The following is a 24656-nucleotide window of genomic DNA, read 5'->3' as shown; positions in this document are numbered from 1 at the left end:
ACCTGGGAGTTTCTGATGTCCAAAGCGATCACCATCTCCGAGTACGGCGCGCCCGAGGTGCTGCGTCTGTCGGAGGTCACCGTGCCCGAGCCCGGCCCGGGCCAGGTCCGGATCCGGACGCGAGCCGCCTCCGTGAACCCGCTCGACATGAAGATCCGCTCCGGCCTGATGGCCGGCGCCGGCCCAGCGCCCTTCCCCGTGATCCTCGGGCTGGACGCGGCCGGTGTCGTCGACGCGGTCGGCGAGGGAGCCGACGCGGCGGTCGGCGATGAGGTCCTGGGCGCCACCGCGGGCGGCGGCTACAGCGAGTACGCGCTGCTGGAGCGGCCGGTCGCCAAGCCCGCGGCGCTGTCCTGGGAGGTCGCCGCATCGCTGGTGACTGTCGGCCGGACCGCGTCCCGTGTCCTCGGCCAACTGGGCGTGGGCGAGGGACAGACTCTGCTGGTCCACGGGGCCGGCGGCAGCGTGGGCGTGATCGCGGTGCAATTGGCCGTCGCCCGCGGCGTCACCGTCATCGCGACGGCCGGCGAGCACGACATCGAGCGGGTCACCGCGCTCGGAGCCACCGCCGTGCGCTACGGCGACGGCTGGGTACAGCGGGTGGAAGCCGCCGCGCCCCAAGGGGTCGACTACGTCTTCGACGCCTCCGGCGCCGGCGTCCTCGCCGACTCCGTCGCCCTGACCGGCGACAGCGCGCACGTCATCACCATCGCCGACATGTCCGCCGCGCAGCACGGCGTCCGCTTCAGCGCCGGCGGCGCCGACCAGGCGGAGGACGCTCTGCCGCAGCTGGTCCGGTCGGCCGCCGCCGGCACGCTCACCCTGCCCGTCTGGCGGACCTACCCGCTCGAGCAGGCGGCCACCGCGCACGCCGACCTGGAAGCCCACCGCAACCGGGGCAAGGCCGTCCTGCTGCCCTGACCTCCCGGTGCCGCCTCGCCCTGCTCACACGGGCGAGGCGGCCGCGAGGGCGCAGCCGGTCCTCCGGGCGGACCGGGCCCTCACCGGCACGAACGCCGAGGGCCGGTGGTGAGCCGGGTCGCGAGGCGGTAGGTGACCGTGACGTCCTGGTAGTCCTGGCCGGGGGTGACCGGGTCAGGCAGGTGGGTGCGGTCGCTGTGGCTCGTCGACCTCCGCTCGCCGGTGCCGGGGAAGCGGACGGCTGTCCTGGGCTCCTCGGTGAAGCGGAGCCGTTCGGCGTGGACCGTCGACCGGAACGCGATGTCTCCCTCCGGGCTCCCGGTTCCCGCTCCCGGCGTTCAGGGCGGCTCCTCGGACTTCCGGGCGGACCGGCGGCGACTGGGCCGCGCGGGCAGCTTCCCGTCCTCTCCGCGTACCCGGCGCGTGCGGGTGCCTTCTTGGCTCCGGTCGGCCTTGCGCGCCGCGCGCGGCTCGGCCGGCTCGTCGCCCCCGGCGGCGGCGTTCGCCGTCTCCGCAGCGCCTCGGGCGGCCCGGCCGCCGTCCCGTACGGTGTCGCCCGCCGCTTCGGTCACACCCGCGGCCTGTCCGGCCACGCTTTCGGCGGTGCCGCTCACCACCTCGCCGGCGTTTCCGACGGCCCGGCTCGTCTCCTGGCCGACGTCCTCCACCGCGCGCCCGGCACCAGCCCCCACGTCCTGAACGGCCTTACCGGCCCCCTGTCCGACGTCCTGAGCCACGGAGCCGACGCCCTGCCCCACGTCCTGAACGGCAGCTCCGGCGCCGCGCCCCACGTCTTGGACGGCGGCTCCGGCGCCCTGACCCACCTCCTGGACGGCGCCACCTGCGCCCTGCCCGACCTCCCGCACGGCCGTCCCGGCGCCCTGGCCCACCTCCCGCACAGCGGACCCGACCCCACGCGCCAGCTCGTGCAGGAGCTCCGGGTTGCGGTCGAGCGTGGTGAGCACCCGGTCGATGATCTTCGCGACGTTGTGGAGCCGCACCTTGAGCTGGGCCTGGGCCTCGACGCCCGAGATGCCCAGGTGCACCCGGCCGAGGGCGACGTCGGCGCCGACGTTGAGTTTGAGTAGATCCAGCACCTCGGCCTGGAGCGAGACATGCGCCCGCAGGTCCTCGACATCCAGGTCGATCTCGTCGACCTTCAGGACCGGAACGTCGAGGTAGACATCGGGGCTCTCCCCGGCGGCGTCCTCCTCGTCGTAGGCCTCGGCATCGGCGTACTCGTCACCGTCCCCGGCGTCGAGTCCGTCACCGTGCTCGTCGTCGTACTCCTCGTATTCCTCGTAGTCGTCGACGGAGCCCTCGTCGTTCTCGGCGTTTCCGCGCATCGCCACGCCTCCGCGGATCGGCGTATCTTTCGACCATTCTGGTCCGATATCGGAATCGATGCGCGGTCAGTGCCGTCCGTCCAGGCGAGGGTGAGGGCCGCCGCGCCGGTCAGAACGGCATGCGGCCACGGGCCCGTCGGCCGGCCGCACCGCTGCGGCCGACAGCCTTGGAACTGCTGCGGAAGGGCTTGCTGAGAGCGCGGCCCAGGATGCCGGGGGCCTTCCCGCCGGCCCGTGACCCGGCTCCGAGCGTGCGCTGGGTGCCGCGCTGCGGATGGTGGGACAGGCGCGGCACGAGGAACGCGAGAACCGCGAGAACGACGCACACGGCGACGATGCCGACGATCATCATGCTGAACTCCTCACTGTGAGACGTGTCTGCCGATTGCCCCAGGGCGGCGGGGCCATGCGCGAACCCGCCGACGGAAGAGGCGGGCATGCGCGACGACGAACAGGGCAACCGGAGCTACGTCGGCGCGCGCCGACGGGCACAGGGGCGGGTTCGCCGGGAGGGAAGAGGGCATGACGAGTGTCCAGGAGGGGCCGCCGGTCTCGACCGCCGAGCCGGCGGGCGCCGGACCCGCGAAGGAGCGTGCCGAGCGGATACGGCGACGTCTGGAGCGTCTGATCGGCGTCGCGGCGACCGAGGGCAACGCGCTGCTCCCCCTGCGCAACGGGGACGAGATCTTCCCGGCCATGCTCGACGCCATCCGCTCCGCCGAGCACACGGTGGACATGATGACGTTCGTGTACTGGAAGGGCGACATCGCCCGCGACTTCGCGCACGCCCTGGCGGAGCGAGCCCGGGCCGGGGTGCGGGTGCGGCTGCTGCTGGACGGCTTCGGCAGCCGGCTCATCGACAGCGAACTGCTGGCGGAGATGGAGCGGGTGGGCGTCCAGGTGGCGTGGTTCCGCAAGCCCGCGCATCTGTCGCCGCTCAAGCAGAACCACCGCTGCCACCGCAAGGTGCTGGTCGTGGACGAGCAGGTGGCCTTCACCGGTGGCGTGGGCATCGCCGAGGAATGGTGCGGCGACGCCCGCAACCCGCGGGAATGGCGGGACACCCACGTCCAGGTGCGGGGACCCGCCGTGGACGGCGTCGCGGCGGCGTTCGCACAGAACTGGGCCGAGTGCCACGACGAACTCTTCGACGACCGCGACCGGTTCACCGGCCACCGCCCCCAGGGCGACGCGGTGGTGCAGGTGGTGCGCGGCTCCGCCAGCTTCGGCTGGCAGGACATGCAGACCCTGATCCGGGTCATGATCGAATCCGCCGAGGAGCGTTTCCGGCTGGCCACCGCCTACTTCTCCCCGGACGCCTACTTCATCGAACTCCTGTGCGCGGCGGCACGGCGTGGTGTGGAGGTGGAGATCCTGCTGCCCGGGCCGCACACCGACAAGCGCGTCTGCCAGTTGGCCGGACAGCACTACTACGACGACCTGCTCGCCTGCGGGGTGCGCATCTACCAGTACCAACCGACGATGATGCACGCCAAGGTCATCACCGTGGACCGCACGGCGGCCCTCATCGGGTCGACCAACTTCAACCGGCGCTCCCTCGACCACGACGAGGAGGTCATGCTCGCCGTCCTGGACGCGGAGTTCACCGCGACCCTGGACGCGCACTTCGAGGCCGACAGGGCGGTCGCCGAGGCGATCCGGAGGGGTCGCTGGAAGCGGCGTTCCCTTCTCCAGCGCGCCCGCGAGGCCGCCGTCCAGCCCCTTCGCCGGTTCCTGTGACAGCCCGCTGACGGCCACTTCGTCCGCCGCGCACAGGTCGGTGGGCTTCCACCGCCCGGCGGTGCCGGGCGGTGGAAGCCCACCGTGGGGCCTGATCCCTCAGGCTTTGGCCTGCATGCCGCTCCGTGCGGGATTGCCCTGGTCGGCGGCTTTGGGGTCCTTCTCGTCCGCCTTCGCGCGCACACCCTGCTCGATGCGGTCGCCGAGGGTCTTGTCGATCTTCGACCAGTACTCGAAGGCCCGCTTGAGGACGGGTTCCGAGACGCCGTTGAGGAGGTGGCCGACGACGTTGTCGACCAGCCGGTCGCGCGCGGCGTCGTCCAGGACCTCGCGCACCATGGTGCCGGGCTGGCCCCAGTCGTCGTCCTCGGGATGGTTGACGTAGGCCGCGCGGGTGATGGAGCCGTCGGCCTCCCAGCTGGGCGGGGAGTAGCGCGCGGTGGCGGCCGCGGGGCCGCCCTTGGAGTTGGGGGCGTACACCGGGTCGGTGGTGTTGCGGTACGCCATCGCCCCGTCCTTGGAGTAGGTGTGGACGTCCACGACGGGGGCGTTCACCGGAAGCTGCTGGTAGTTGCCGCCGATCCGGTGGCGGTGCGCGTCCGCGTAGGAGAACAGCCGGGCCAGCAGCATGCGGTCCGGGCTGGGGCCGATGCCGGGGACGAGGTTGTTGGGCTGGAAGGCCGCCTGCTCGATCTGCGCGTGATTGTCGGTCGGGTTGCGGTCGAGCGTCATACGGCCGACCGGGATCAGCGGGTAGTCGCTGTGCGGCCACACCTTGGTGAGGTCGAAGGGGTTGAAGCGGTAGCTCGCGGCCTCCTCGTACGGCATCACCTGCACATGCAGGGTCCAGCTCGGGAAGTCGCCGTCGCGGATGTGCTCGAACAGATCACGCGTGTGGTAGTCCGTGTCGGCCGCCGCCATCTGGTCGGCCTCGTGCTGGGTGAAGAACTCGATGCCCTGGTCGGTCTTGAAGTGGTACTTCACCCAGAAGCGCTCGCCGGCGGCGTTGATCCACATGTAGGTGTGGGAGGTGTAGCCGTTCATGTGGCGCCAGGTCCGCGGGATGCCGCGGTCGCCCATCAGCCAGGTGACCTGGTGGGCGGACTCGGGCGAAAGCGTCCAGAAGTCCCACTGCATGTCGTGGTCGCGCAGGTTGTTGTCGGCGCGGCGCTTCTGGGAGCGGATGAAGTGCTGGAACTTCATCGGGTCCTTCACGAAGAACACCGGCGTGTTGTTGCCGACCATGTCGTAGTTGCCTTCGCTGGTGTAGAACTTCACCGCGAAGCCGCGCGGGTCGCGCCAGGTGTCCGGGCTGCCGCGCTCACCGGCGACGGTCGAGAAGCGGGTGACCAGGTCGGTGCGTGTCCCCGGCTGGAAGACCGCGGCCTTGGTGTAGGCGCTGACGTCGTGGGTCACCTCGAAGTGGCCGAAAGCGCCGCTTCCCTTGGCGTGCGGCTGGCGCTCGGGGATCCGCTCCCGGTTGAACTGCGCCATCTGCTCGATCAGATAGGCGTCCTGGAGCAGGATCGGACCGGCGGGGCCCACGGTGAGCGAATGCTCGTCGCTCTCCACCGGGGCGCCGGAATCGGTCGTGGTGAAAGGTGGGGTCTCCGTCATGAGTCTGCCTTTCGTCGTACGGAGCAGCGGCGCACCAGGCACGCTGCCCGCGCCCGGAGCCTGTCGGTCCCGTCCAGGCCAGGTGACCTTCATCGGCCGCCACAAACATCGCTTTCGCGACCGATGCGCGGAACTTCCGCAGCTATGAATGCCGTGCCGCTGACCGGCTTGCGCGACGCGGCCGAAGAAGCCCCCTCCTGCGGACACCTTCTCGCCCGGATGGGTGCGGATCCCGACCGTCAGGCGTCGAAGTCCTGGTCGCGAGTCTCCGGAAGGGCCAGCAGACACAGCAGGCTGAGGAGGCAGAGGGCGCCGGTGTAGAAGCCCAGGACGAGCGGGGAATCCCACCGGCTGTTCAGCCAGGTGGCGACCAGCGGGGCGAAGCCGCCGCCGAGGGTGTTGGCGAGGATGAAGGCCGCGGAGGCTCCGCTGTAGCGCAGCCGGGCGGGGAACAGTTCGGGGAGGAACGCGGCCACCGGGGAGAACATGAGCGCGAGCAGCATGAGGCCGACCGTGTAGGCGCCGGTGATCACCCAGGCGTCGCGCGAGCTCAGGGAGGCGTACATGGGCACCGCCCACAGCACGCAGCCGACGGCGCCGGTCAGCATCACCGGGCGGCGGCCGATCCGGTCGGAGAGCCTGGCGGCCGGGAGGGTGATGGCGATGCCGGCCGCGGCGCCGATGCTCGCGGCGGTCAGCATCGTGTTCTGGGGGATGCCCAGTTCCTTCGGGCCGTACGAGAGGCTGTAGACGATCGTCAGGTAGTAGACGGCGGAACCGCCGATCGCCGCGCCCGTGCCGAGCAGCAGCCGTCCGGGGTACCGCTTGAGGAGCGTGGCCAGCGGGAAGCGGGACGTGGGGACCGAGCCCCCGACCGGTGCTGTGCGATGGGCCGTCTCGCGGAAGACGGGTGATTCGGAGACCGTCGTACGGACCCACAGGCCGATCACGACGAGCACGGTGCTGAGCAGGAACGGGATGCGCCAGGCCCAGTCGCCGAAGCCGTCCCGGCCCGCGAGGTGGAGCGTGGGCAGGATGACGGCGCTGGACAGCAGGAAGCCGAGCGAGGGGCCGGCCTGGGGGACGGACGCGTACAGCGCGCGGCGGCCGGGCGGCGCGTGCTCGGCGGCGAGCAGCACGGCCCCTCCCCACTCGCCGCCCATGCTGAGGCCCTGGAGCAGACGGAGTGTCACCAGCAGGACGGGAGCGAGGAGTCCCGCGGTCTCGTACGTGGGGAGCAGTCCGACGCCGACCGTGGCGACGCCCATGAGTAAGAGGGAGGCGACCAGGGCCTGTCTTCGGCCGAGCCGGTCACCGATCGTCCCGAACAGGACGACGCCGAGGGGACGGGACAGGAACGCCGCGGCGAAGGTGAGGAACGCGGCGAGTGAGGAGACGGTGGGGTTGCCGGACGGGAAGAAGGCGGGACCGAGGACCAGCGCGGAGGCCGTGCCGTACACGGCGAAGTCGTAGTACTCGATCGTGGTGCCGACGAGGCTCGCGAACGCGACCCTCGGGGCCTCGGTCCGTGCCGTGGCTTTCTCCGTCGATGGTGGGGACGCGGCCGCTCTCGGTGATTCGGGCATGGGACGTCACCCTAGAGCCGGAAATTCGAATTCGACAAGGAACCGTCCGGGAGAGTGCCGGAGAAATCCGGTCGTCCGAATTGTCGAACAAGGCGACGGGAGTGGCGGAAGAATTGTCGGCCGTTTACACGTGGCATCCGCAACAAAATGCAACGAACAGCACCTCAGGCGGGCGTCAATCCTGCTGCACCTGTCACGTTGCTGTCAATATTAATTCCGAGGCTCGCATAAAAATTGACCGGTGATCGCACCTTGCCAACCGGATGCCGGGCGGTAAATGCTCACTGCGGCGCAACTTGAAAGTTCTACGACCATCGTTTTTCGGACTTTATGCGACCACCGGCTGGGAGGCGTATTACCCATGCTGAAAACCGGCAAGTTATTACGCTTGAGAAGACTTTCGCCGGCGGGTGACGGCCGGCATCTGCTCGTTCCTCTCGATCACAGCGTTTCGGACGGCCCGATCGTCCCCGCCGGCCAGTGGGACGGCCTGCTGCGAGCGCTGGTGGACGGCGGGGCCGACGGGATCATCGTCCACAAGGGGCGTGCCCGCGCCGTCGCGCCGGACATCCTCAAGAACTGCGCGCTGGTGGTGCATCTGAGCGCCAGTACGGCCTGCTCCGCCGACGTCCATGCCAAGGTGCTGGTCGCCGATGTCGAGGAGGCCCTGCGGCTCGGCGCGGACGCGGTCAGCGTCCATGTGAACATCGGCTCGGACACCGAGGCGCGGCAGCTCTCCGACCTCGGGGCGGTGGCCCGTTCCTGCGACGCGTGGGGCATGCCGCTGATCGCGATGGTCTACCCCCGCGGCCCCCGGATCGAGGACCCGCGTGATCCCGCCCTGCTCGCGCACCTGGCCAACGTCGCCGCGGACCTGGGCGCGGACATGGTGAAGACCTCCGTCGCCCTGCCGGTGGAGCGGATGGCGGAGGTGGTGGCGGGCAGTCCCATCCCCGTCCTCGCGGCGGGAGGTCCGCCGGACGGCACCGACCTCGTCGAGTACGGCACCGCCGTGATGGCCACCGGCTGCCGGGGGCTGGCCGTCGGCCGCCGGATCTTCTCGGCCCCCTCACCCGCCTCGCTGGTGGCGCGTCTCGCCGCGGTCGTGCACGGCGACGGTGCCCCGCATGCCCCGCATGACATGAGCATGACCACCCCCTCGACGTTCGTGGCAGGAGTCGCATGAGGTTCGCATGGATCGATCTGCGGGAAGTCCCCGGCCGGCAGCTCCAGGCCGTGGTGGACGCGGCCGTCCACGCCCGGATGGCCGGGGTGGTGGCCGCCGACGCCGAGCTGCTCGCGACCCTGCCCCCGACCGTCACCCGGGTACTGGCGCCCGAGGGTCAGAGCCCGACCGCCACCAAGAAGCCCGGCGCCAAGGAGGAGAAGGGCACGGGCACGGCCGGGAAGGCTCCCGGTGCCAAGGAGGGGAAGGGCGCCCCCGACGCCGGGTCCCCGTCCGGCCCCGGAAGCTCCCCGACCGAGTCCGCACGCTCTGCGCCCGGCACCGGAATCGACGTTCTGCTGCGGAGGTTCGGCACCGAGGACGAACTGGATGCCCTCGCCGTCGGCAACCGCGCCACTGGGGGCACACCCGCCGCCGGCATCGTCGACGTACGGGACGACCGCACGCTTCAGCTCTCGTGCGCGGGCGCCATGAAACTGCCGTACACCGTCATCCACTTCGCCGACCCGACCAAGATCCCGCTGGAGATCGTGCTCGCCGCGGCCGAGTCCGCCGACGGCAAGCTGGTGACCGTCGTCGACGGCCTGGAGGAGGCGGCGATCGTCTTCGACGTCCTCGAACGCGGCTCGGACGGCATCCTCTTCACGCCCCGCAGCGCCGACGAGGTGTTCGCACTGGCCCGGCTGCTGCAGGCCGGCACGCTCCAACTGGAGCTGTCCACGCTGACCGTGGAGAGCATCCGGCACGTCGGACTCGGCGACCGGGTGTGCGTGGACACCTGCTCCCACTTCGAGGAGGACGAGGGCATCCTCGTCGGCTCGTACTCCTCCGGCTTCGTCCTGTGCTGCAGCGAGACCCACCCGCTGCCGTACATGCCGACCCGGCCGTTCCGGGTCAACGCCGGGGCCCTGCACTCGTACACGCTCGGACCGGACAACCGCACCAACTACCTCAGCGAGGTGGGCTCCGGCAGCGTCCTGCTGGCGGTCGGCGCCGACGGCCGTACCCGGCGGGTCGTGGTCGGCCGCGCCAAGCTGGAGTCCCGGCCGCTGCTGGAGATCCGCACCCACGCCGAGGACGGACGGCTGGTCAGCCTGACCGTGCAGGACGACTGGCACGTACGGGTGCTCGGCCCGGGCGGGAAGGTCCTCAATGTCACCGAACTGCGCACCGGTGACGAACTGCTCGGCTATCTGGCCACGGACAAGCGCCATGTCGGCCTGCCCATCGGCGAGTTCTGCAAGGAGGTCTGAGGCCTCATGGGCGAACGCGCGACAGACCCGCCCGACTCGATGGGCTCCCTCGTCCAGCGGCTGTTCGACGCCCGGGACGACGGGCTCCCATTCCTGACGCACCGACAGAACACAATCAACCGCGCGGAGTTACGTGAGCGGGTGGCCAAACAGGCCGCCGTGTTCGCCGGATACGGCATCGGCCCGGCCAGCACCGTGGGCCTGCGGACACCGCCCAGCTTCACCCAGGTGGAGGTGCTGCTCGCGCTGTGGCGCCTGGGCGCGCAGGTGCTCCTCCTCGACTTCCGGCTCAAACCGGCCGAGGTGGAGGCCCTCTGCGCGGTCTGCCGGCCGCAGTTCCTGGTCGGCGCCGGCTCCAACGTCCGGGCGGCGTTCGGCTTCCGGCCCGAGTACGAGATCACCACCGAGTGCCGCAGGACCGGCCGCCCGGCAGCCACCGGGCACCGGCTGGTGCAGTTCAGCTCGGGCTCCACGGGACGGCCCAAGGTGATCGGCCGAACCGTCCGGTCGCTCGCCGCCGAGGTGGACGCGTTCGCCACGGTCCCCGGTATGCCGAGGGAGGGCGACCGGCTGCTGCTGCTCAGTTCGACAGCCCACAGCTTCGGGCTGATCGGCGGGCTGCTGTACGCGCTGGCGGCCGGTGTCTCCGTGGTGTTCGCGCCCCGCGTCTCCGCCCGCGACATCCTGCGGACCGCGGTGGACCACCGGATCACCGCCCTGTTCGGAGTGCCGATGCACTTCGAACTCCTCGCGTCCGCCCTCGATCCGCCCGCCCTGCCCGAGCTGCGCATCGCCGTGTCGGGCGGCGAGCTGATGCCTCCACGGGTGGCCGAGCGGTTCACGGAACGGTACGGCGTCCCGGTCGGCGAGGCCTACGGCACCACCGAGACCGGCATCGTCGCCATCGACGTCGGCGGCGCGGTGCGACCCTCGGTCGGCCGGGCCGCGCCGGGCGTGGTGGTACGGCAGTACCGGGGCGAGCTGGACGTGGCGCTGGCCGAGTCCCCGTATCTCTTCGACTCGGGCGGTACGCAGTACGCGGACGGCTGGCTGCACACCCGGGACCGGGCCACCGTGGACGACACAGGGGCGGTCAGCGTGCACGGCCGGGCCGACTCGCTCGTCGTGATCGGCGGTCTGAAAGTGGACCTCACCGAGGTCGAGCAGGTGCTCCGCGAGCACCCGGCGGTCGAGCAGGCGGTCCTGGTCCACGAGGGCGTGACCGAGGCGTATGTCGCCGTGGCCGCCGGTGCCGAGCCCCCGTCCGCCGAGGAACTGCTGCGGTGGTGCCGGGAGCGGCTGGCCGACTACAAGCTGCCGCGGGTGATCCGGCTGCTGGAGACCCTGCCGCGTACGTCCAACGGGAAGCTGCTGCGCCAGGCGGCGGCGTTGCAGGCGGCGGCGAGCGGTACGCCGTAGGCCGCCCGGGCCGCCCGAACATCTTCCGCGCGATTCCCCCCCCCCGATTCCCCCACCGGTACCTCTCACTGGAGTTCTGTCGACCATGAGCACATCGACCCTGGAAGACGAGATCCGCGAGTTCGTCCTGACCGCGGTGATCGACGAGATGAACATCCTGACCAGCCGTGAGGGCATCACCGACGAGAGCCCGGTGACCGTCGGCGGGCTGGACGTCGACTCACTCAGCCTGATCGAGCTCACGATGCGGCTGGAGTCCCGGTTCGGCGTGGAGATCCCGGACACCGACATCGAGCCGCTGGCCTCCCTCACGCTCGGCGGACTCGTCGCCGAGGTCGTCCGACGCGGTGCGCGGGCATGAGCACGGAAGCCTCGACGCCCCCCATCACCACCGACAGCGTCCGGCAGTTGCTGTCGGACCGCAAGGTCTTCCCCGGGCTGCCCGACGACCTCGGCGAGGACGCCGAACTGGTGCTGGACTCCCTCGGGCTGGTGTGGCTGCTCCACGTCGTGGAGGAGCGGTACGGCCTGGTCGTCGAGCCCACCGACGAGGACATCGCCGGGCTGACCTCACTGCGGCGGCTCACCGGCTATCTGCGCGCGGCACAGACCGGCCGGGCGGAAGGGGGAGGCCGGGATGAGCGGTGATGTGACGATCACCGGCTTCGGTGTACGCACCGCGTTCGGAACGGGGGCCGATGCCCTGCGGAGCGGGGTCTTCGCGGGGATCCCCGCGTTCCGTCCCACCACACGGTTCGACACCGGCCCGTACCGGACGCCGATGGCCGCCGCCGCCCCGGACGGACCCGACGCGGTCGAGGACTGGGCGCTGCGCCACGCACTCGCCTCCTGCGGGACCGAAGCCCTCGACATGGCCGGTCTCGGCCCGGGCACGGATGCGGCGACCCTGCTCGGCGTCGCCGGCGACCATACGAGTGTCACGCGGTACTGGCGGGGCCGGGCGGAGGAGGTCGCGTCGGGGCCTGGGCCGGGAACGGACGCGGGCCGGAACGGGGGCGTTGTCCGGAACGGTGCTGCCGGTGAGGGCGTGGGCCGGAAGGTGGATGGGGCGCTGAACGGCGCCGGGGGCGCGGGCGTCCTGCTCGCGGGCGACCCCGGTGCCGAGCCCGAGGGAGTCGCGGCGCGGTTCGCCGACGCCGTTCCCGCACGGCTCGCCGAGTTGCTGGCCGGGCATCTCGGCCTGACCGGGCCCCGGCTCACCTTCACCAACGCCTGTGTCGCCTCCGCCGCCGCGATCATCCACGCCTGCCGACTGATCTCCTCCGGCCGGATCGACGTGGCGGTCTGCGCGGGCGGATACCTCGTGGAGGAGGAGACCTTCGGCAAGTTCGACTCCGGCCGGGCCCTGTCCCGCGACGGCATGGTGCGCCCGTTCAGCGCCGACCGCAGCGGGCTGCTGCTCGGCGACGGAGTCGCGGCCGTCGTACTGGAGTCCGCCGGGCACGCCCGACGGCGCGGGGCCCGGCCGCTGGCGTCGGTGCCGGGCTGGGGCGCGGCGACGGACGCCCACCACATCGCCCAGCCGCACCCGGAGGGGGCCGGCCTCGCCCAGGCCACACGGCAGGCGCTGCGGCTGGCCGGCGACCCGGACGGAGCGGCCCTCGGCTATGTCAACGCCCACGGCACCGGCACCAAGTACAACGACGGCGCCGAGACCCGGGGGCTGCGAACCGCCCTCGCGGAGCGGGCGGAGTCGATCCCGGTGAGCTCGACCAAGAGCACCACCGGGCACCTCCTGGAGGCGGCGGGCATCGTGGAGTTCGTCATCACGATGCTGGCGTTGACGGACGGTGTGCTGCCGCCGACCGCCGGGTTCACCCGGCCCGACCCGGACTGCGACCTCGACTACGTGCCGAACCGGCCGCGCCGGGCCGACCCGCGCCGGGCCCTCACCATCAACGCCGCCTTCGGGGGCGCCAACACCGCACTCGTGCTGGAGCGGCCGTGACGACGGACAAGCCCGTACCGCGAACCCACCTCGGCGTCCTCGCGAGCGCCACCGCGACGTACGGCACCGGGCACCCGGACGACATCGCGCTGCCGAGGCTGCCCGGCTTCGTGGAGTCGGCGTTCAGCCCGCTGGCCTACGAGGTCGCCGGGCGGTGCCTGGCCGAACCGCCCGGGGGCGGCGGCCCCCGCACCGCCGTGGCGCTGGCCGCCCTGCTGGGCGACACGACCACCGCGGATCTGGCCAGCAGCCGGATGGTCGCCGGGCGGGTCCACAACCCGCTCTTGTTCATGCAGGCCACCCCCAACTCCGTACTGGGCCATCTGAGCCGGGAGTTCGGGATCACCGGGCAGATGTTCAGCCTCTCCACCCTCGACGACGCGCTGACCGAACTGCTGGCCATGGCGGATCTCCTGCTGGAGGACCCGGAGCTGGACCGGGTGCTGGTGCTGGGTGTGGAGCTGGGTGGTGGTGAGCGGACGGCCGCCGTGTACCGGGAACTGGCCGTCGGCGAGCATCCGTTGGCGGGCCGCCCCGCGAACGCCGGCAGGGCAGCGGCGCTGCTGCTCACCCGTCCCGGCGCCGGGGTTCCCGTCCCGGTTCGGGCGGACGAGATGCCCGACTCGGCTACCGGACCCGCCGCCTGCCCCGGAAGCATCCAGGGCCTCTTCGATCTGGCGGCCACCCACTCCGAGGCAAGGAAGGAGGCACGGACCCATGCTCATCAGTAGGCAGGAGCGCGCCCGGATCTGCTCCGACACCGAACTGGGCGCCGGCAACATCCTGGAGCGGCTGACGGCGTACGGCCGCCCGCTCGACGAGCCGGTGCTGCGGACGGACGGCACCTGGCAGGCACCGGACGGCAGCCGCCCGCGGGTGCTGACGCTCGGGCAGTTGATCGAGGCCGCCGAGACCTACGCGGGCTGGTACGCCGCCCGGGGAGTGCGGCCCCGCGACCCGGTCGCCGTGCACTCCCACTCCAGCACCGAGTTCGCGGTGAACTTCCTGGCGCTGACCTCCCTCGGCGCGATCCCCTCGTTCGTCAACGGCAACCTGGCCCCGGAGACCGCCCGGGAGTACGTACGCGGACAGGGGTCGGTGGGCGCTTTCACGGACCCGGAGCACCACGCGGTGCTGTCGGGATCGGGGCTCGGATTCTGCGTCACCGCCGCCGACATCCGGCCCGGGGACCGCGCGTCCCTGCCGTCGTCGTACCCGTACCGGCACGACCCCACCGACCCGGTGCTCATCTCGCACTCGTCCGGAACCACCGGCATGCCCAAGGGCGTTCCGCACACCCACCGGACGCTGATGTACGCGCAGTTGCACCGGCTGCGCTACTCCACCGGGACCGACATGGAGCGCACCCTGGTGGGGCTGCCGGGCGCGCACAACGCCATGGTGGCGACCCTGCTGTACTGCCTGTTGCTCCGCACGGACATCAAGCTGCTCTCCAGTCGACGCGGCACCGATGTCCTGGACGCCATCGAGGAGTTCCGGCCGACCACCGTGCTGGCCTTCGCCGGGACCTTCGGCGAGATGGCCGTACAAGATCTGTCGATCCGTCAACTGAACAGTGTCCAGGTGTGGTTCAACACCGGAGACGCGGCCCACGAGGCGCACATCCGGGCCCTGGTGCGGTACGGCGGCCACGTGAGGATCGGGCACGATCTGCGGCGTACGAGGGTCGAGGGCTCCGTCTTCGTGGACGGGCTCGGCTCGTCCGAAGCGGGCTACTCCGTCTTCCACAACCGGCACACCAAGGACACCACGGCCTACTCGCGCTGCGTCGGCAAGCCGATCAGTTTCGCCGAGGCCGCCGTGCTCGCCGAGGACGGCACCCCGCTGCCGCCGGGGCGGATCGGCCGCCTCGGCCTGAAGTCGCCGACGCTGACGCCCGGTTACTGGAACGACTCGCTGACCTGGAACCGGCTGCGGCTGGGCGGCTACTGGCTCACCGGGGACCTCGCTCACCAGGACGAGGACGGCAACTTCTACCACCTCGACCGGGCACCGGACGCGATCCGGACCCGCGAGGGGATCCTGTTCAGCACCCGGACCGAGGAACTGCTCCTGCGGGAGCTGCCCGAACTGGCCGACTGCACGATCGTCGGGGTCGCCCCCGAGGGCGTCCGGGCCGACTGGGACGGCGGGGGAGAAGCCGAGGCGTACGCGCTGCTCCAGCTCGCGGACGACGACGCCCCGGCCGGCGACGGCGAGGTATGGACCGAGCGGGTCAACGCGGTCCTGTCGGCCGCCGGGTTCCCCCTGGTGGCCCGGGCCCTGCGGATGGAACCCGACGAGGTGCCCAAGGGCGCCACGGGCAAGGTCCTCAAACGCGTGATGCGCGACCGGTTCGCCACCAGGGGGCAGGAGTGAGGGACGAGGGGACCAACCACCGCGCGCAGACCGTGGACGCGTACCGGCTGTGGTGGCAGCACGACGCCCACTGGTACCAGGGCGTGGCCGGGCGCTTCGGGCAGGAGGCCGCGAACGAGATCAACGCGGAGGCGATGCGCAAGGTGGCCGTGCACGTCGGGCAGCGCGTCGCCCGCCGGTCGGGCCCGCTGCCCGACAGCGGCGACACCGGAAAGGACCTGGAGGAACTGCGCCGCCGCTACGACGAGTGCGGTGACCGCATGTTCCCGCCGGAACTGCGCAACGCCTCCACGGAGGTCGAGGAGGACGACCTGATCGTGCTCACCCTGCGGCGGAACTTCGCCATCACCATGGTGCGGATGGCCGGTTCGCTGGAGGGCTACCGGTGCCCCTGCACCGACATCCACGCGGGCTGGTCCGAAGGGCTCGGCGTGACCCTGACCGAGAACCGGGCCGAGAGCTGTCTGCGCGACGGAGACAAGGCGTGCCGCCTGCTGATGCGGGTCGCCCCGGGTACGGAGGGCTGAGCGGTGCGGGTACTGGTAGCTGGTGCTTCCGGAGTGATCGGACATCCGCTGGTGGGCGCGCTGCGGGCGCGGGGACACCAGGTGAGCGCGCTGGTACGGGACACTTCCCGGGCCCCGGACGCGGACGAGACGGTGGTCGCCGACGCCCTCGACCGCGTGTCCCTGCTGACGGCGGTCGAGGCCGCCCGGCCCGACGTGGTCGTGCACCAGATGACCGCGCTGCGGCTGCTGCGCGACGATCCCGCGGGCGCCTTCGCGCGGACCGCGCGGCTGCGCACCGAGGGCACCGCCCACCTGGTCGAGGCGGCCCGGGCGGCCGGTGCCCGACGGCTGGTCGCGCAGTCCATCGCCTTCGCCGCGGCCCCGGCCGGGGACCCGGTCCTCGACGAGGACGCACCCTTGTACGTGGACGCCCCGGACCCCGGCTGGGCCGCCACCGTACGGGCCGTCGCCGAGCTGGAACGGCAGGTGTCGAGCGCTGCGGGCCTGAGCGGCCTGGTCCTCAGGTACGGCACCCTGTACGGCCCCGGCACCGCGTACGCCCAGACCGGCGGGACGGGGCAGCGGGTGCTGGCCGGGAAACTCCCGCTGCCCGAGGGCGGGTCGGGGATCACCTCGTTCCTGCACGTGGAGGACGCCGTGACAGCGACCGTGGCGGCCGTCGAGTCGGAGGCCACCGGGGTCCTCCACATCACGGACGACGAACCGGCCCCGGCCGCCGACTGGCTGCCGCACTACGCCCGCGCGCTGGGCGCCCCCGCCCCGCGCACGGTTCCGGCGGCGATGGCGCCCCGGCTGCTCGGCTGGTTCACGGCCCATCAACTCACCGCGGCGCGCGGCGCGTCCAACGACCGGGCGCGTACGACGCTGGGCTGGAAGCCGCTGCGGCCGAGCTGGCGCGACGGACTGGGGACGCGATGACCGGGCCCGGCGAGTCGGCGGGTGCCCCGTCGCGACCGGGGGCCGTCCTCCTGGTCGTGGTCTGCGCCCAGATGCTGATCTGGCTGGACACCTCGATCCTCAACGTCGCCGTCACCACCCTGGCCGACCCGGCCGAGGGCCTGGGCGCGACGCCCGCCGAACTGGAGTGGGTGGCGAGCGCCTACACCCTGGTCTTCGCCGGGGGCCTTTTCGCGGGCGGCGCGCTGGCCGACCGGTTCGGCCCCCGCGCCACCCTCCTCGCCGGACTCGCGCTGTTCGGCACGGCCTCCGCCGCCGGGGCGTTCGCGGGGAGCCCTGCGTGGCTGGTCGTGGCACGCGCGTTCATGGGCGCCGGCAGTGCGCTGCTGATGCCGGCGACCCTGTCGGTGATCGTGCAGAGCACCCCGGAGGCGAAACGCACCCGGGCGATCGCGATCTGGAGCTCCTCCAGCGGCCTGGGCGTGGCCGTCGGCCCGGTGGTGGGCGGAGCGCTGCTCAGCAACTTCTGGTGGGGGTCGGTGTTCCTGGTCAACGTGCCGATCGTCGCCCTGTGCCTGGCCGGAGTCGCGGCCGTCGTACCCGAGTTGAAGAGTCCCCGGCGCAGACCGCTCGACCTCCCGGGGCTCGCCCTGTCGGTGCTCGGGCTCGGCGGCGTGGTCTACGGGATCATCGAAGCCGGCGACGGACAGGCCTGGTACGGGCCGCACGTCCTCCTCCCGCTGGCCCTGGGCGGCGCCCTGCTCTGCGCTTTCGTGGCCGGTCAGCGCAGGTCCCCGGCGCCCAGCCTGGACCTGCGGCTCTTCCGGCAGCCCGGGTTCACGGCCGGGAGCGTGGTGCTGCTGATCGCGTTCATGGCACTGGCCGGGCACCTGTTCTACGCGGCCTTCTACCTCCAGGGGCCCCGAGGGCTGACCCCCGCCGAGGCCGGCACCGTGATGATCGCCGCCGCGGTCGGTATCGTCCTGGGCAGCCAGGCGTCCCCCGGGCTGAGCAGGCTGCTGTCGGCGCGTTGGACGGTCGCGGCCGGTGTCCTGGCCACGGCCGCCACCTACCTCGCCTACGCCTGGCTCGACGGGCGGACCCCGATCGGAGTCGTCGTCGCGCTGCTGTGGATCCAGGGCTTCGGGATGGGCCTGGTCGGGACGCCGGTCACGGCCGCGATGATGAGCGGGGTGCCCCCGCATCTCGCGGGCGCCGGCTCGGCCGTCAACAGCGTCACCCGGCAGGTCGGCGGCACGCTCGGGGTGGCGATGGCCGGTTCGATCCTCTCCGGCGTGTACCGGCAGCGGATGGCGGACGCCGAACTGCCCGGCATCGCACAGGGGTTGTCCCCGGCCGCCGAGGAACAGGCCAGGGCCTCCGCCGAGGCGGCCCGCTCACTGGCCGGTTCCCTGCGTCTGCCCGAACTGGCGGCCACGGCGGACCGGGCCTTCCTCGACGCGATGTACGCCGCCACCCTCGCCGTCGCCGCATTGGCCTTCGTCGGATGCGCGGTGGCCGTCGTGGGTCTGCGGACCAGGGCGCCGCGACCGGGCGATGCCCCGGAACGAGAGGCACGGGACGAACCGGTGGAGTCCACGTGAGCGACCACGGCACGGGAGCAGGACAGGAGAGGGACGCCATGCCCGCTCAGGCAACGACCCGTTCGGTCTTCGTCACCGGGGGAAACAGGGGGATCGGACTGGCCATAGCCCGCCGCTTCGCGGCGGCGGGAGACCGGGTGGCGGTGACCTACAGAGGCGCGGAGCCGCCCGCTTCGGAGGGCTTCCTCGCCGTACGGTGCGATGTGACGGACAGCCAACAGGTGGACCGCGCCTTCACGGAGGCCGAGGCGGCCCACGGGCCGGTCACCGTCCTGGTCGCGGGCGCGGGCGTCGCCAACGACCGTCTGCTGGTGCGGATGAGCGACGCCGACTTCACCTCCGTCATCGACACCAACCTCACGGGGGCCTTCCGGGCCGCCCGGCGAGCCGTGCGCGGCATGCTCCGCGAGGGCCACGGCCGTATCGTGCTGGTCTCCTCCACGGCCGCGCTGCACGGCGCCCCCGGGCAGACCAACTACGCGGCGGCCAAGGCCGGGCTGGTCGGATTCGCCCGGTCGCTGACGCACGAACTCGGCCCCCGGGACATCACCTGCAATGTGGTGGCGCCCGGCCTCACCGAGTCGGACATGAGCCGCGCCCTCACCGACCGGCAGCGCGAGGACCTGCTGCGCCGGACCCCGGCCGGGCGCCTCGCACGCCCCGAAGAGGTCGCCGACGCGGTGGCGTTCCTGGCCGGTGCCGGATATGTGCGCGGCGCCGTCGTCCCGGTCGACGGAGGCGCCGGGCTGGGGCACTGAGGCAGGCGGGATCAGCCCGTGCCGTACAGCGTCGTGAGCAGTTCGAGCGCGGCCTGGGCGGCGGGATGCGGCTCGTCCCGCCACCAGGCGAGGCGCACCGCGATCGGCTCGGCGTCGCGCACCGGCCGGTAGACGATGCCGGGGCGCGGGTACTGGTGCGCGGTCGACTCGGCCGTCATGCCCACACAGCGGCCCAGCGAGATCGAGGTCAGCCAGTCGTCGACGTCGTGGGTGGCCTGGGTCGCCGGACGGGAGTCCGCCGGCCAGAGCTGGGTCGTGGTGGTGCCGGTCCGCCGGTCGATCAGCAGCGTGCGTCCGCCGATGTCGGCGAGCCGCACGGAGCGGCGCCGGGCCAAGGGGTCGTCGGACGCCATCGCGCACAGGCGCCGCTCCAGGCCCACGATGGCGGAGTCGAAGCGGCGGTCCTCCAGCGGTCTGCGGACCACGGCCAGGTCGCAGGCCCCCTCCGCGAGCCCGGCGGTGGCGGAGTTGACGCGGATGAGCCGCAGCTCCGTCTCCGGGCGGGTCTCGGCCCAGCGGCGCTGAAAGGCCAGCGTGTGGCGGCCCAGGGCCGACCAGGCGTAGCCGACCCGCAGGGTGGCATGGCCCGAGGTGGCCTCCTGGACCAGATCGTCCACCTCGGCGAGCACCCGCCGGGCATGCCCGAGCACGCGCAGCCCCGCTCCGGTCGGACTCACCTCACGGGAGGTCCGCCGCAACAGCCTTACCCCGAGGGCGCGTTCGAGGGAGGCCAGCGTGCGGGACACAGCCGCCTGGGAGACCCCGAGCGCGATGGCGGCGTCGGTGAAACTGCCCTCGTCGACGATCGCGACGAGACAGCGCAACTGCCGCAGCTCCACATCCATGACTCCAGCGTATAGATGCGGTCGCGGATGCATTTTGCGCAAGCCCCGTGCCGTCTCAGGATCGGGCCATGGACGCAGCCTCCGCACCGACGCCGGCCCCCGCGCAGGAAACTCTCGCGGCCCCCTCCACCCCGGACCTCGGCGCCCCGCACCCCGCCGGACAACGCCTGGCCGGTGTGGTGACCATGGTCGGCAGCGGTCTGTCCAATCAGACCGGCGCCGCGATCGGGTCCCTGGCCTTCCCCGTCCTCGGACCGATCGGTGTCGTCGCCGTACGCCAGTACGTCGCCGCGATCGTCCTGCTGGCCGTGGGCCGCCCCCGGCTGCGCTCCTTCACCAAGCGGCAGTGGTGGCCGGTGCTGCTGCTGGCCCTGGTGTTCGGGACGATGAACCTGTCCCTGTACAGCGCCATCGACCGCATCGGCCTCGGCCTCGCGGTGACGCTGGAGTTCCTCGGGCCCCTGAGCATCGCCCTCGCCGCCTCGCGGCGCCGCGTGGACGCGTGCTGCGCGCTGATCGCGGCGGCCGGAGTCGTCACCCTGATGCGTCCGCAGCCCTCCACCGACTACCTGGGCATGGGCCTCGGGCTGCTGGCCGCCGTCTGCTGGGCGTCGTACATCCTGCTCAACCGCACCGTCGGCCGGCGCACCCCCGGAGTGCAGGGATCGGCCGCGGCGGCCGGGGTCTCCGCCCTGATGTTCCTGCCGGTCGGGATCGTCCTCGTCGCCCACCGTCCGCCGACCGCGGGATCCGTCGCCTACGCCCTGGTGGCCGGAGTCCTGTCCTCGGCCGTCCCGTACCTGGCGGACCTCCTGACCCTGCGCCGCGTCCCGGCCCAGGTCTTCGGGCTCTTCATGAGCGTCAACCCCGTGCTGGCCGCCGTGGTCGGCTGGATCGTCCTCGGCCAGAACCTGGGCTGGACCGAGGCGGCGGCCATCGCGGCCATCGTGGTCGCCAACGTGCTCAGCATCCTCACGTCCCGCGCCTGAGCCCGCTGGGCCCCACGCGAAGAACCGGGCCACCACGGTCCCCCGCGCACGCGCGCGGCAGGGGAGTGGTGACCCGGCTGGAGGGGGGTCAGCGGGTGAAGGTGGTCCGGTGTTCCTTCAGGGAGCCGCAGTTGGAGCCGACCACCTGGACGTACACGTTGGAGATGCTGCCGCCCCAGTCGACGCAGTGACCCTTGCCGCGGACGTAGGACGGTCCGGCGTACGACTTGAAGAGCCCCGCGTCCGAGTCGCCTTCCTCGGTGTCGGGGACCCAGACGTACGCGGACATGTCCACGGCCGTCCCCGGGTTGTTGCGGATGGTCGTGACGCAGTTGTGCCCGTTGGACGCGTTGTACGTGAGGTAGATCGTGCCGAGCGAGCCGACGGGCGCCGAGTTCACGGTCTTGTAGCCGCTGCCGCAGACCTTCTGCGGGGTGGTGTTGGGCGCGGCGGAGGCGGGCGACGCCAGGGCGGTCATGGTCCCCATCGACAGCGCCGCGACCGCGGACACGGCCAGGACGGAACGGGTGAATCTCATATTTCCCCCTTGCAACTCTTCGAGGTGGTTGCTCCTGCATGGTGTGACCCGCAGGCCGTCCAAAGGGTTGTGCGCCAACTCGCGGGAAAACAAGGCGAGACGGCGGGGTGCCGCAGTGTGCCCAGCCTCATCCGGCTTTACTCACGGGTCACTTATGGCACACGCGAAGTGCAGAGGATCTGTGCAGGGGTGTCACACAGGCTGCACACGGCCCTTTCAAAGTCTCGTTAGCGTTACGGCTCGATCCCACGTGCGAACGTGACCAGGCTGCGGCCGGCGCGCACGCCGACCCAGCCAGCCAGATCGGGAAGACCACACATGGACTACTGCTCCTCGTGCCGTCGGCACCTCAACGGCGCCCTGGTCTGCCCGGGGTGCGGTGCCTACGCCCCGGACATCGACCCCTCCGCGCCCTCCGCGTGGCGTGACGGGAACGTGTGGGACGACCGGACCGTGTGGGACGAGAACCGCGCCGGCGCACGGGAGCTCCACCTCGCGTACCCCGGGCCGTTCGCAGGCCGCGAGACCCCGGCCGCGGCCCCGGTCACGGACCCTGCCGGTGGCCACGAGACCCCGGACACGGCGCCGTCCGACGGTCACGGGAGCGCGGACACCGCCCCGGCCGACGACTACCAGGCCCCCCAGCAGGGGCGGGCGGCCCGGCGGCGTCAGCTGGCCCGCTGGAAGAAGAACCAGCGCCGGGCCGTGGTGGCGACCGCCGTCGCGCTCGTCGGAGGCGGTCTGACCGTCGCCGCCATGAAGGGGGACGCCAAGCCCGGCGTCCAGGCGGCCACGGCGCCGGAGGACACGACCATGGGCGGCGCCGGGGGAGAGGCCTCGGCGTACACCGAACCGACGTCGACCCAGCGCGACACCCCGCGTTCCACGCCCACGGGGCCGGAGACCCGCAAGACCCCGCACCGCGAGCAGCCCCGGACCACGGAGCCCCGCACCACACGGGCGGACCCCCGGACGGACGCGGCCGCCACGCCCCGCGAGCTGCCGCTGACGACCCCGCAGCAGCGGACCAGCGTCCCGAGCACCGTCGACACGGTCACCGGCACCGCCGGTGCGGCCACGTCGGAGGCCACCGAGCGGACGACACCGCCCGCGTCCGGCACCGGTGCGGACACCCAGCAGCCCGCGGACCCCACGACACCCCCGCCTTCGGCGAGCCCCACGCCGACCGCTCCCTCGGACTCCGGATCCGGCTCGAACTCCGACTCCGACTCGAAGCCGAAGGAACTCTGCCTGCTCGTCATCTGCCTGGGCTGAGTGGCGACAGGGCGGTCGCCGAAATCCGGTGGCCGCCCGAGGCCCGCTCTCCGTACCTTCGGGCGCATGGCTGACGAGTGCTTCCGGCATCCGCGGCTCGCCGCGGTCTACGACCCGCTCGACCCCGACCGCGGCGACCTCGACCCGTATCTGCGCATGACGGAGGAGTTCGGGGCGCGTCAGGTGCTCGACATCGGCTGCGGGACAGGCGTGTTCGCGCTGCTGCTGGCCGCACGCGGCATCCGGGTCGTCGGAGTCGATCCCGCCGGGGCGTCCCTGGACGTGGCCCGCGGCAAACCGGGCGGCGAGCGGGTGCGGTGGATCCACGGCGATGCGACGACCCTCCCGCCTCTGGCCGCCGACCTCGCCACGATGACGGGCAACGCCGCCCAGGAGATCACCGACCCCGAGGACTGGCGCGCGTTCCTGCGCGGGGCCTGGTCGGCTCTGCGGCCGGGCAGACGTCTGGTCTTCGAGACCCGGATCCCGGCCCGCCGCGCCTGGGAGGAGTGGAACCGCGAGGCCACGTACGCCGTGACGGACGTCCCCGGTGCCGGCACCGTCGAGCACTGGATCGAACTGCTCGACGTGTCAGGCCCGTTGGTGACCTTCCGATCGGTCTACGCCTTCGCCGCCGACGGACAGGTGCTGACCTCGGAATCGACGCTGCGCTTCCGCGAGCGGCGGGAGGTCGAGACCGAACTCGCCGCGCAGGGCTTCGTGGTGGAGGACGTACGCGACGCGCCCGACCGGCCGGGCAGGGAGTTCGTGTTCGTCGCACGACGTCCGGAATCCGCCCACTGAGTCGGCCCCGCCGGCTCTGCGCAACCGGAATCCGCCCGTACAATCCTCGCGACCAAATCGGGGGCCGTCAGCATCGGGGGACATCCTGTTGTGGAAACGATCATCGTGCAGTTGCCCGGTCCCGCACAGTGGGGTGCGGACGAGACGGGCAGTCCCGAACTGATCCACCTGGGCCCCGGGGACATCGCCGACTTCGGACGCGGCACGCCCGGCGGCACAGACGTGCGCATCACCCTGACCGACCCCGGCGTCTCCCGCCGCGCCGGGCAGCTCGAGGCGGCCGGGGACTACTGGCGACTGTCCAACTTCAGCCGCAGCGTGTCCTACGTCGTGGAGAACCTGGAGGGAGCCGGCGAGTACCTCACCGTCGCCCCCGGGCGCCTCGGCGCGCCCGTGCCCTTCGAGTTCTCCCGGGTGGTGCTCCCGGCCCTGTCCGGGAACGCGGCCTTCAAGGTGTTCGCACCCCAGCACGCCTACCTGGGCGAGCGGTCTTCGCCGGGCGGCGGTGAACAGACCGTGCACCCCTTCGCCCTGGACCCCACCTCGAAGTACTTCCTCGTCCTGGTGGCCCTGTGCGAGCCCCGGCTGCGCGACCCCGCCGACTCGGCGCTGCCCGGCGTCGGACAGATCGTGGAGCGGCTGCGTCCGCTGGAGTCCTGCCGGGACCTGACCCGCTCGGCCGTCAACTACCACATCGACTATCTCGCCTTCGCCAAACTGCGCCTGGACCTGGGCGAGGAGACCGCGGCCGGAGCCGACGGCGGCCGCACCGGCGCCAAGCGCACCCGCCTCGCCTCGGTCGCCCTGCGCTTCGGCCTGGTGCGCGAGGAGCACCTCGGTCTGCTGCCGCCCCGTAGCGCCGGCCGCCTCACCCCGCAGGAGGCCGGAGCATGACGACACCCGACGCACAGGATCCCCGAGATCCCCGAGATTCCCGAGACACCCGGGATTCCCAGGACCCCCAAGCTCTCCGGGATCT

Annotated in this window: 24 protein-coding genes; 18 read left to right on the top strand and 6 right to left on the bottom strand. The window is 72.2% G+C overall.

From position 1 onward, the window contains the following. Positions 1 to 15 precede the first annotated feature (15 nt). Positions 16 to 921, top strand: a complete 906-nt coding sequence (locus tag KJK29_RS03045; protein ID WP_215117042.1) for an NADP-dependent oxidoreductase — start codon at positions 16 to 18, stop codon at positions 919 to 921. Positions 922 to 1259: 338 nt separating this feature from the next. On the opposite strand, the gene KJK29_RS03040 is transcribed toward KJK29_RS03045, so the two are convergent. Then, complete coding sequence (locus tag KJK29_RS03040; protein ID WP_215117041.1) at positions 1260 to 2267, bottom strand: collagen-like triple helix repeat-containing protein; 1008 nt, start codon at positions 2265 to 2267, stop codon at positions 1260 to 1262. 109 nt (positions 2268 to 2376) lie between these two features. Continuing rightward, a complete protein-coding gene (locus KJK29_RS03035) occupies positions 2377 to 2619 on the bottom strand; it encodes a DUF6411 family protein (protein ID WP_215117040.1) in 243 nt (80 codons plus the stop codon). Positions 2620 to 2789: 170 nt separating this feature from the next. Between KJK29_RS03035 and KJK29_RS03030 the strand changes: the two genes are divergently transcribed. Next, positions 2790 to 4007 (top strand): phospholipase D-like domain-containing protein, encoded by a 1218-nt coding sequence (locus KJK29_RS03030; RefSeq protein WP_215117039.1) that lies wholly within the window; start codon positions 2790 to 2792, stop codon positions 4005 to 4007. 99 nt (positions 4008 to 4106) lie between these two features. Here the strand turns inward: KJK29_RS03030 and KJK29_RS03025 are convergent, their stop codons facing one another. Together KJK29_RS03025 and KJK29_RS03020 are read right to left on the bottom strand one after the other, a co-directional pair. Next, positions 4107 to 5624 (bottom strand): catalase, encoded by a 1518-nt coding sequence (locus KJK29_RS03025; protein ID WP_215117038.1) that lies wholly within the window; start codon positions 5622 to 5624, stop codon positions 4107 to 4109. 239 nt (positions 5625 to 5863) lie between these two features. After that, a complete protein-coding gene (locus KJK29_RS03020; RefSeq protein ID WP_215117037.1) occupies positions 5864 to 7210 on the bottom strand; it encodes an MFS transporter in 1347 nt (448 codons plus the stop codon). Positions 7211 to 7571: 361 nt separating this feature from the next. Here KJK29_RS03020 and KJK29_RS03015 point away from each other — a divergent pair, with 361 nt between their 5' ends. The 12 genes from KJK29_RS03015 (at position 7572) to fabG (ending at position 19205) form a co-directional block, all read left to right on the top strand. Then, positions 7572 to 8396, top strand: a complete 825-nt coding sequence (locus KJK29_RS03015; RefSeq protein WP_215117036.1) for a 2-amino-3,7-dideoxy-D-threo-hept-6-ulosonate synthase — start codon at positions 7572 to 7574, stop codon at positions 8394 to 8396. After that, positions 8393 to 9649, top strand: a complete 1257-nt coding sequence (locus KJK29_RS03010; RefSeq protein ID WP_215117035.1) for a 3-dehydroquinate synthase II family protein — start codon at positions 8393 to 8395, stop codon at positions 9647 to 9649. The genes KJK29_RS03015 and KJK29_RS03010 overlap by 4 nt, the downstream gene beginning before the upstream one ends. A 6-nt stretch (positions 9650 to 9655) precedes the next feature. Then, positions 9656 to 11068, top strand: a complete 1413-nt coding sequence (locus KJK29_RS03005) for a class I adenylate-forming enzyme family protein (RefSeq protein WP_215117034.1) — start codon at positions 9656 to 9658, stop codon at positions 11066 to 11068. Positions 11069 to 11153: 85 nt separating this feature from the next. Next, positions 11154 to 11429 carry an acyl carrier protein gene (locus tag KJK29_RS03000; protein WP_215117033.1) on the top strand — a complete coding sequence of 92 codons (276 nt, stop codon included), beginning with the start codon at positions 11154 to 11156 and terminating at the stop codon, positions 11427 to 11429. Next, positions 11426 to 11716, top strand: a complete 291-nt coding sequence (locus KJK29_RS02995) for an acyl carrier protein (RefSeq protein ID WP_215117032.1) — start codon at positions 11426 to 11428, stop codon at positions 11714 to 11716. Before KJK29_RS03000 ends, KJK29_RS02995 begins: the two co-directional genes overlap by 4 nt. Beyond that, positions 11706 to 13037 carry a beta-ketoacyl-[acyl-carrier-protein] synthase family protein gene (locus tag KJK29_RS02990; RefSeq protein WP_215117031.1) on the top strand — a complete coding sequence of 444 codons (1332 nt, stop codon included), beginning with the start codon at positions 11706 to 11708 and terminating at the stop codon, positions 13035 to 13037. Before KJK29_RS02995 ends, KJK29_RS02990 begins: the two co-directional genes overlap by 11 nt. Beyond that, positions 13034 to 13768, top strand: a complete 735-nt coding sequence (locus KJK29_RS02985; protein WP_215117030.1) for a hypothetical protein — start codon at positions 13034 to 13036, stop codon at positions 13766 to 13768. The genes KJK29_RS02990 and KJK29_RS02985 overlap by 4 nt, the downstream gene beginning before the upstream one ends. Further along, positions 13755 to 15416: a class I adenylate-forming enzyme family protein gene (locus KJK29_RS02980; RefSeq protein WP_215117029.1), complete on the top strand. Its 1662-nt coding sequence runs from the start codon at positions 13755 to 13757 to the stop codon at positions 15414 to 15416. The genes KJK29_RS02985 and KJK29_RS02980 overlap by 14 nt, the downstream gene beginning before the upstream one ends. Beyond that, entirely contained in the window at positions 15413 to 15943 is a 531-nt protein-coding gene (locus tag KJK29_RS02975; RefSeq protein ID WP_215117028.1) for a hypothetical protein, read from the top strand. The genes KJK29_RS02980 and KJK29_RS02975 overlap by 4 nt, the downstream gene beginning before the upstream one ends. 3 nt (positions 15944 to 15946) lie before the next feature. Beyond that, positions 15947 to 16864 carry an NAD-dependent epimerase/dehydratase family protein gene (locus tag KJK29_RS02970; RefSeq protein ID WP_215117027.1) on the top strand — a complete coding sequence of 306 codons (918 nt, stop codon included), beginning with the start codon at positions 15947 to 15949 and terminating at the stop codon, positions 16862 to 16864. Beyond that, the gene (locus tag KJK29_RS02965; protein ID WP_215117026.1) at positions 16861 to 18447 is read left to right on the top strand and encodes an MFS transporter; all 1587 of its coding nucleotides are present in this window, start codon (positions 16861 to 16863) and stop codon (positions 18445 to 18447) included. The genes KJK29_RS02970 and KJK29_RS02965 overlap by 4 nt, the downstream gene beginning before the upstream one ends. A gap of 38 nt (positions 18448 to 18485) precedes the next feature. Then, the gene (gene fabG / locus KJK29_RS02960) at positions 18486 to 19205 is read left to right on the top strand and encodes a 3-oxoacyl-ACP reductase FabG (protein WP_215117025.1); all 720 of its coding nucleotides are present in this window, start codon (positions 18486 to 18488) and stop codon (positions 19203 to 19205) included. 11 nt (positions 19206 to 19216) lie between these two features. Here fabG and KJK29_RS02955 read toward each other — a convergent pair whose 3' ends face one another. Beyond that, positions 19217 to 20071, bottom strand: coding sequence for a LysR family transcriptional regulator (locus KJK29_RS02955; protein WP_215117024.1), 855 nt, complete (start codon positions 20069 to 20071; stop codon positions 19217 to 19219). 68 nt (positions 20072 to 20139) lie between these two features. Between KJK29_RS02955 and KJK29_RS02950 the strand changes: the two genes are divergently transcribed. Beyond that, on the top strand, positions 20140 to 21060 hold the full coding sequence (locus KJK29_RS02950) for an EamA family transporter (protein WP_215117023.1): 921 nt from the start codon (positions 20140 to 20142) through the stop codon (positions 21058 to 21060). 88 nt (positions 21061 to 21148) lie between these two features. Here the strand turns inward: KJK29_RS02950 and KJK29_RS02945 are convergent, their stop codons facing one another. Beyond that, positions 21149 to 21598 carry a spore-associated protein gene (locus tag KJK29_RS02945; protein WP_215117022.1) on the bottom strand — a complete coding sequence of 150 codons (450 nt, stop codon included), beginning with the start codon at positions 21596 to 21598 and terminating at the stop codon, positions 21149 to 21151. 318 nt (positions 21599 to 21916) lie between these two features. Between KJK29_RS02945 and KJK29_RS02940 the strand changes: the two genes are divergently transcribed. The 3 genes from KJK29_RS02940 (at position 21917) to KJK29_RS02930 (ending at position 24571) form a co-directional block, all read left to right on the top strand. Then, positions 21917 to 22873 carry an SCO2400 family protein gene (locus tag KJK29_RS02940; RefSeq protein WP_215117021.1) on the top strand — a complete coding sequence of 319 codons (957 nt, stop codon included), beginning with the start codon at positions 21917 to 21919 and terminating at the stop codon, positions 22871 to 22873. Positions 22874 to 22939: 66 nt separating this feature from the next. Further along, the gene (locus KJK29_RS02935; protein WP_215117020.1) at positions 22940 to 23677 is read left to right on the top strand and encodes a class I SAM-dependent methyltransferase; all 738 of its coding nucleotides are present in this window, start codon (positions 22940 to 22942) and stop codon (positions 23675 to 23677) included. A gap of 90 nt (positions 23678 to 23767) precedes the next feature. Further along, complete coding sequence (locus KJK29_RS02930) at positions 23768 to 24571, top strand: serine/threonine protein kinase (RefSeq protein ID WP_215117019.1); 804 nt, start codon at positions 23768 to 23770, stop codon at positions 24569 to 24571. The last annotated feature ends 85 nt before the right edge of the window (positions 24572 to 24656 follow it).

It is taken from the genome of Streptomyces koelreuteriae, from assembly GCF_018604545.1.
GTDB lineage: Bacteria > Actinomycetota > Actinomycetes > Streptomycetales > Streptomycetaceae > Streptomyces > Streptomyces koelreuteriae.
This window is presented reverse-complemented; position numbering and strand designations above follow the sequence as displayed.

What these genes read in the sequence shown, in the direction of transcription:
- KJK29_RS03010 (WP_215117035.1), top strand. Translation starts at nt 8,393, where the DNA reads ATGAGGTTCGCATGGATCGATCTGCGGGAAGTCCCCGGCCGGCAGCTC.
- KJK29_RS02980 (WP_215117029.1), top strand. Translation starts at nt 13,755, where the DNA reads ATGCTCATCAGTAGGCAGGAGCGCGCCCGGATCTGCTCCGACACCGAA.
- KJK29_RS03000 (WP_215117033.1), top strand. Translation starts at nt 11,154, where the DNA reads ATGAGCACATCGACCCTGGAAGACGAGATCCGCGAGTTCGTCCTGACC.
- KJK29_RS02995 (WP_215117032.1), top strand. Translation starts at nt 11,426, where the DNA reads ATGAGCACGGAAGCCTCGACGCCCCCCATCACCACCGACAGCGTCCGG.
- KJK29_RS03035 (WP_215117040.1), bottom strand. Translation starts at nt 2,619, where the DNA reads ATGATGATCGTCGGCATCGTCGCCGTGTGCGTCGTTCTCGCGGTTCTC.
- KJK29_RS03030 (WP_215117039.1), top strand. Translation starts at nt 2,790, where the DNA reads ATGACGAGTGTCCAGGAGGGGCCGCCGGTCTCGACCGCCGAGCCGGCG.
- KJK29_RS03045 (WP_215117042.1), top strand. Translation starts at nt 16, where the DNA reads ATGTCCAAAGCGATCACCATCTCCGAGTACGGCGCGCCCGAGGTGCTG.
- KJK29_RS02945 (WP_215117022.1), bottom strand. Translation starts at nt 21,598, where the DNA reads ATGAGATTCACCCGTTCCGTCCTGGCCGTGTCCGCGGTCGCGGCGCTG.
- KJK29_RS02935 (WP_215117020.1), top strand. Translation starts at nt 22,940, where the DNA reads ATGGCTGACGAGTGCTTCCGGCATCCGCGGCTCGCCGCGGTCTACGAC.
- KJK29_RS03015 (WP_215117036.1), top strand. Translation starts at nt 7,572, where the DNA reads ATGCTGAAAACCGGCAAGTTATTACGCTTGAGAAGACTTTCGCCGGCG.
- KJK29_RS02940 (WP_215117021.1), top strand. Translation starts at nt 21,917, where the DNA reads ATGGACTACTGCTCCTCGTGCCGTCGGCACCTCAACGGCGCCCTGGTC.
- KJK29_RS03020 (WP_215117037.1), bottom strand. Translation starts at nt 7,210, where the DNA reads ATGCCCGAATCACCGAGAGCGGCCGCGTCCCCACCATCGACGGAGAAA.
- KJK29_RS03040 (WP_215117041.1), bottom strand. Translation starts at nt 2,267, where the DNA reads ATGCGCGGAAACGCCGAGAACGACGAGGGCTCCGTCGACGACTACGAG.
- KJK29_RS02965 (WP_215117026.1), top strand. Translation starts at nt 16,861, where the DNA reads ATGACCGGGCCCGGCGAGTCGGCGGGTGCCCCGTCGCGACCGGGGGCC.
- KJK29_RS03025 (WP_215117038.1), bottom strand. Translation starts at nt 5,624, where the DNA reads ATGACGGAGACCCCACCTTTCACCACGACCGATTCCGGCGCCCCGGTG.
- KJK29_RS02950 (WP_215117023.1), top strand. Translation starts at nt 20,140, where the DNA reads ATGGACGCAGCCTCCGCACCGACGCCGGCCCCCGCGCAGGAAACTCTC.
- fabG (WP_215117025.1), top strand. Translation starts at nt 18,486, where the DNA reads ATGCCCGCTCAGGCAACGACCCGTTCGGTCTTCGTCACCGGGGGAAAC.
- KJK29_RS03005 (WP_215117034.1), top strand. Translation starts at nt 9,656, where the DNA reads ATGGGCGAACGCGCGACAGACCCGCCCGACTCGATGGGCTCCCTCGTC.
- KJK29_RS02955 (WP_215117024.1), bottom strand. Translation starts at nt 20,071, where the DNA reads ATGGATGTGGAGCTGCGGCAGTTGCGCTGTCTCGTCGCGATCGTCGAC.
- KJK29_RS02990 (WP_215117031.1), top strand. Translation starts at nt 11,706, where the DNA reads ATGAGCGGTGATGTGACGATCACCGGCTTCGGTGTACGCACCGCGTTC.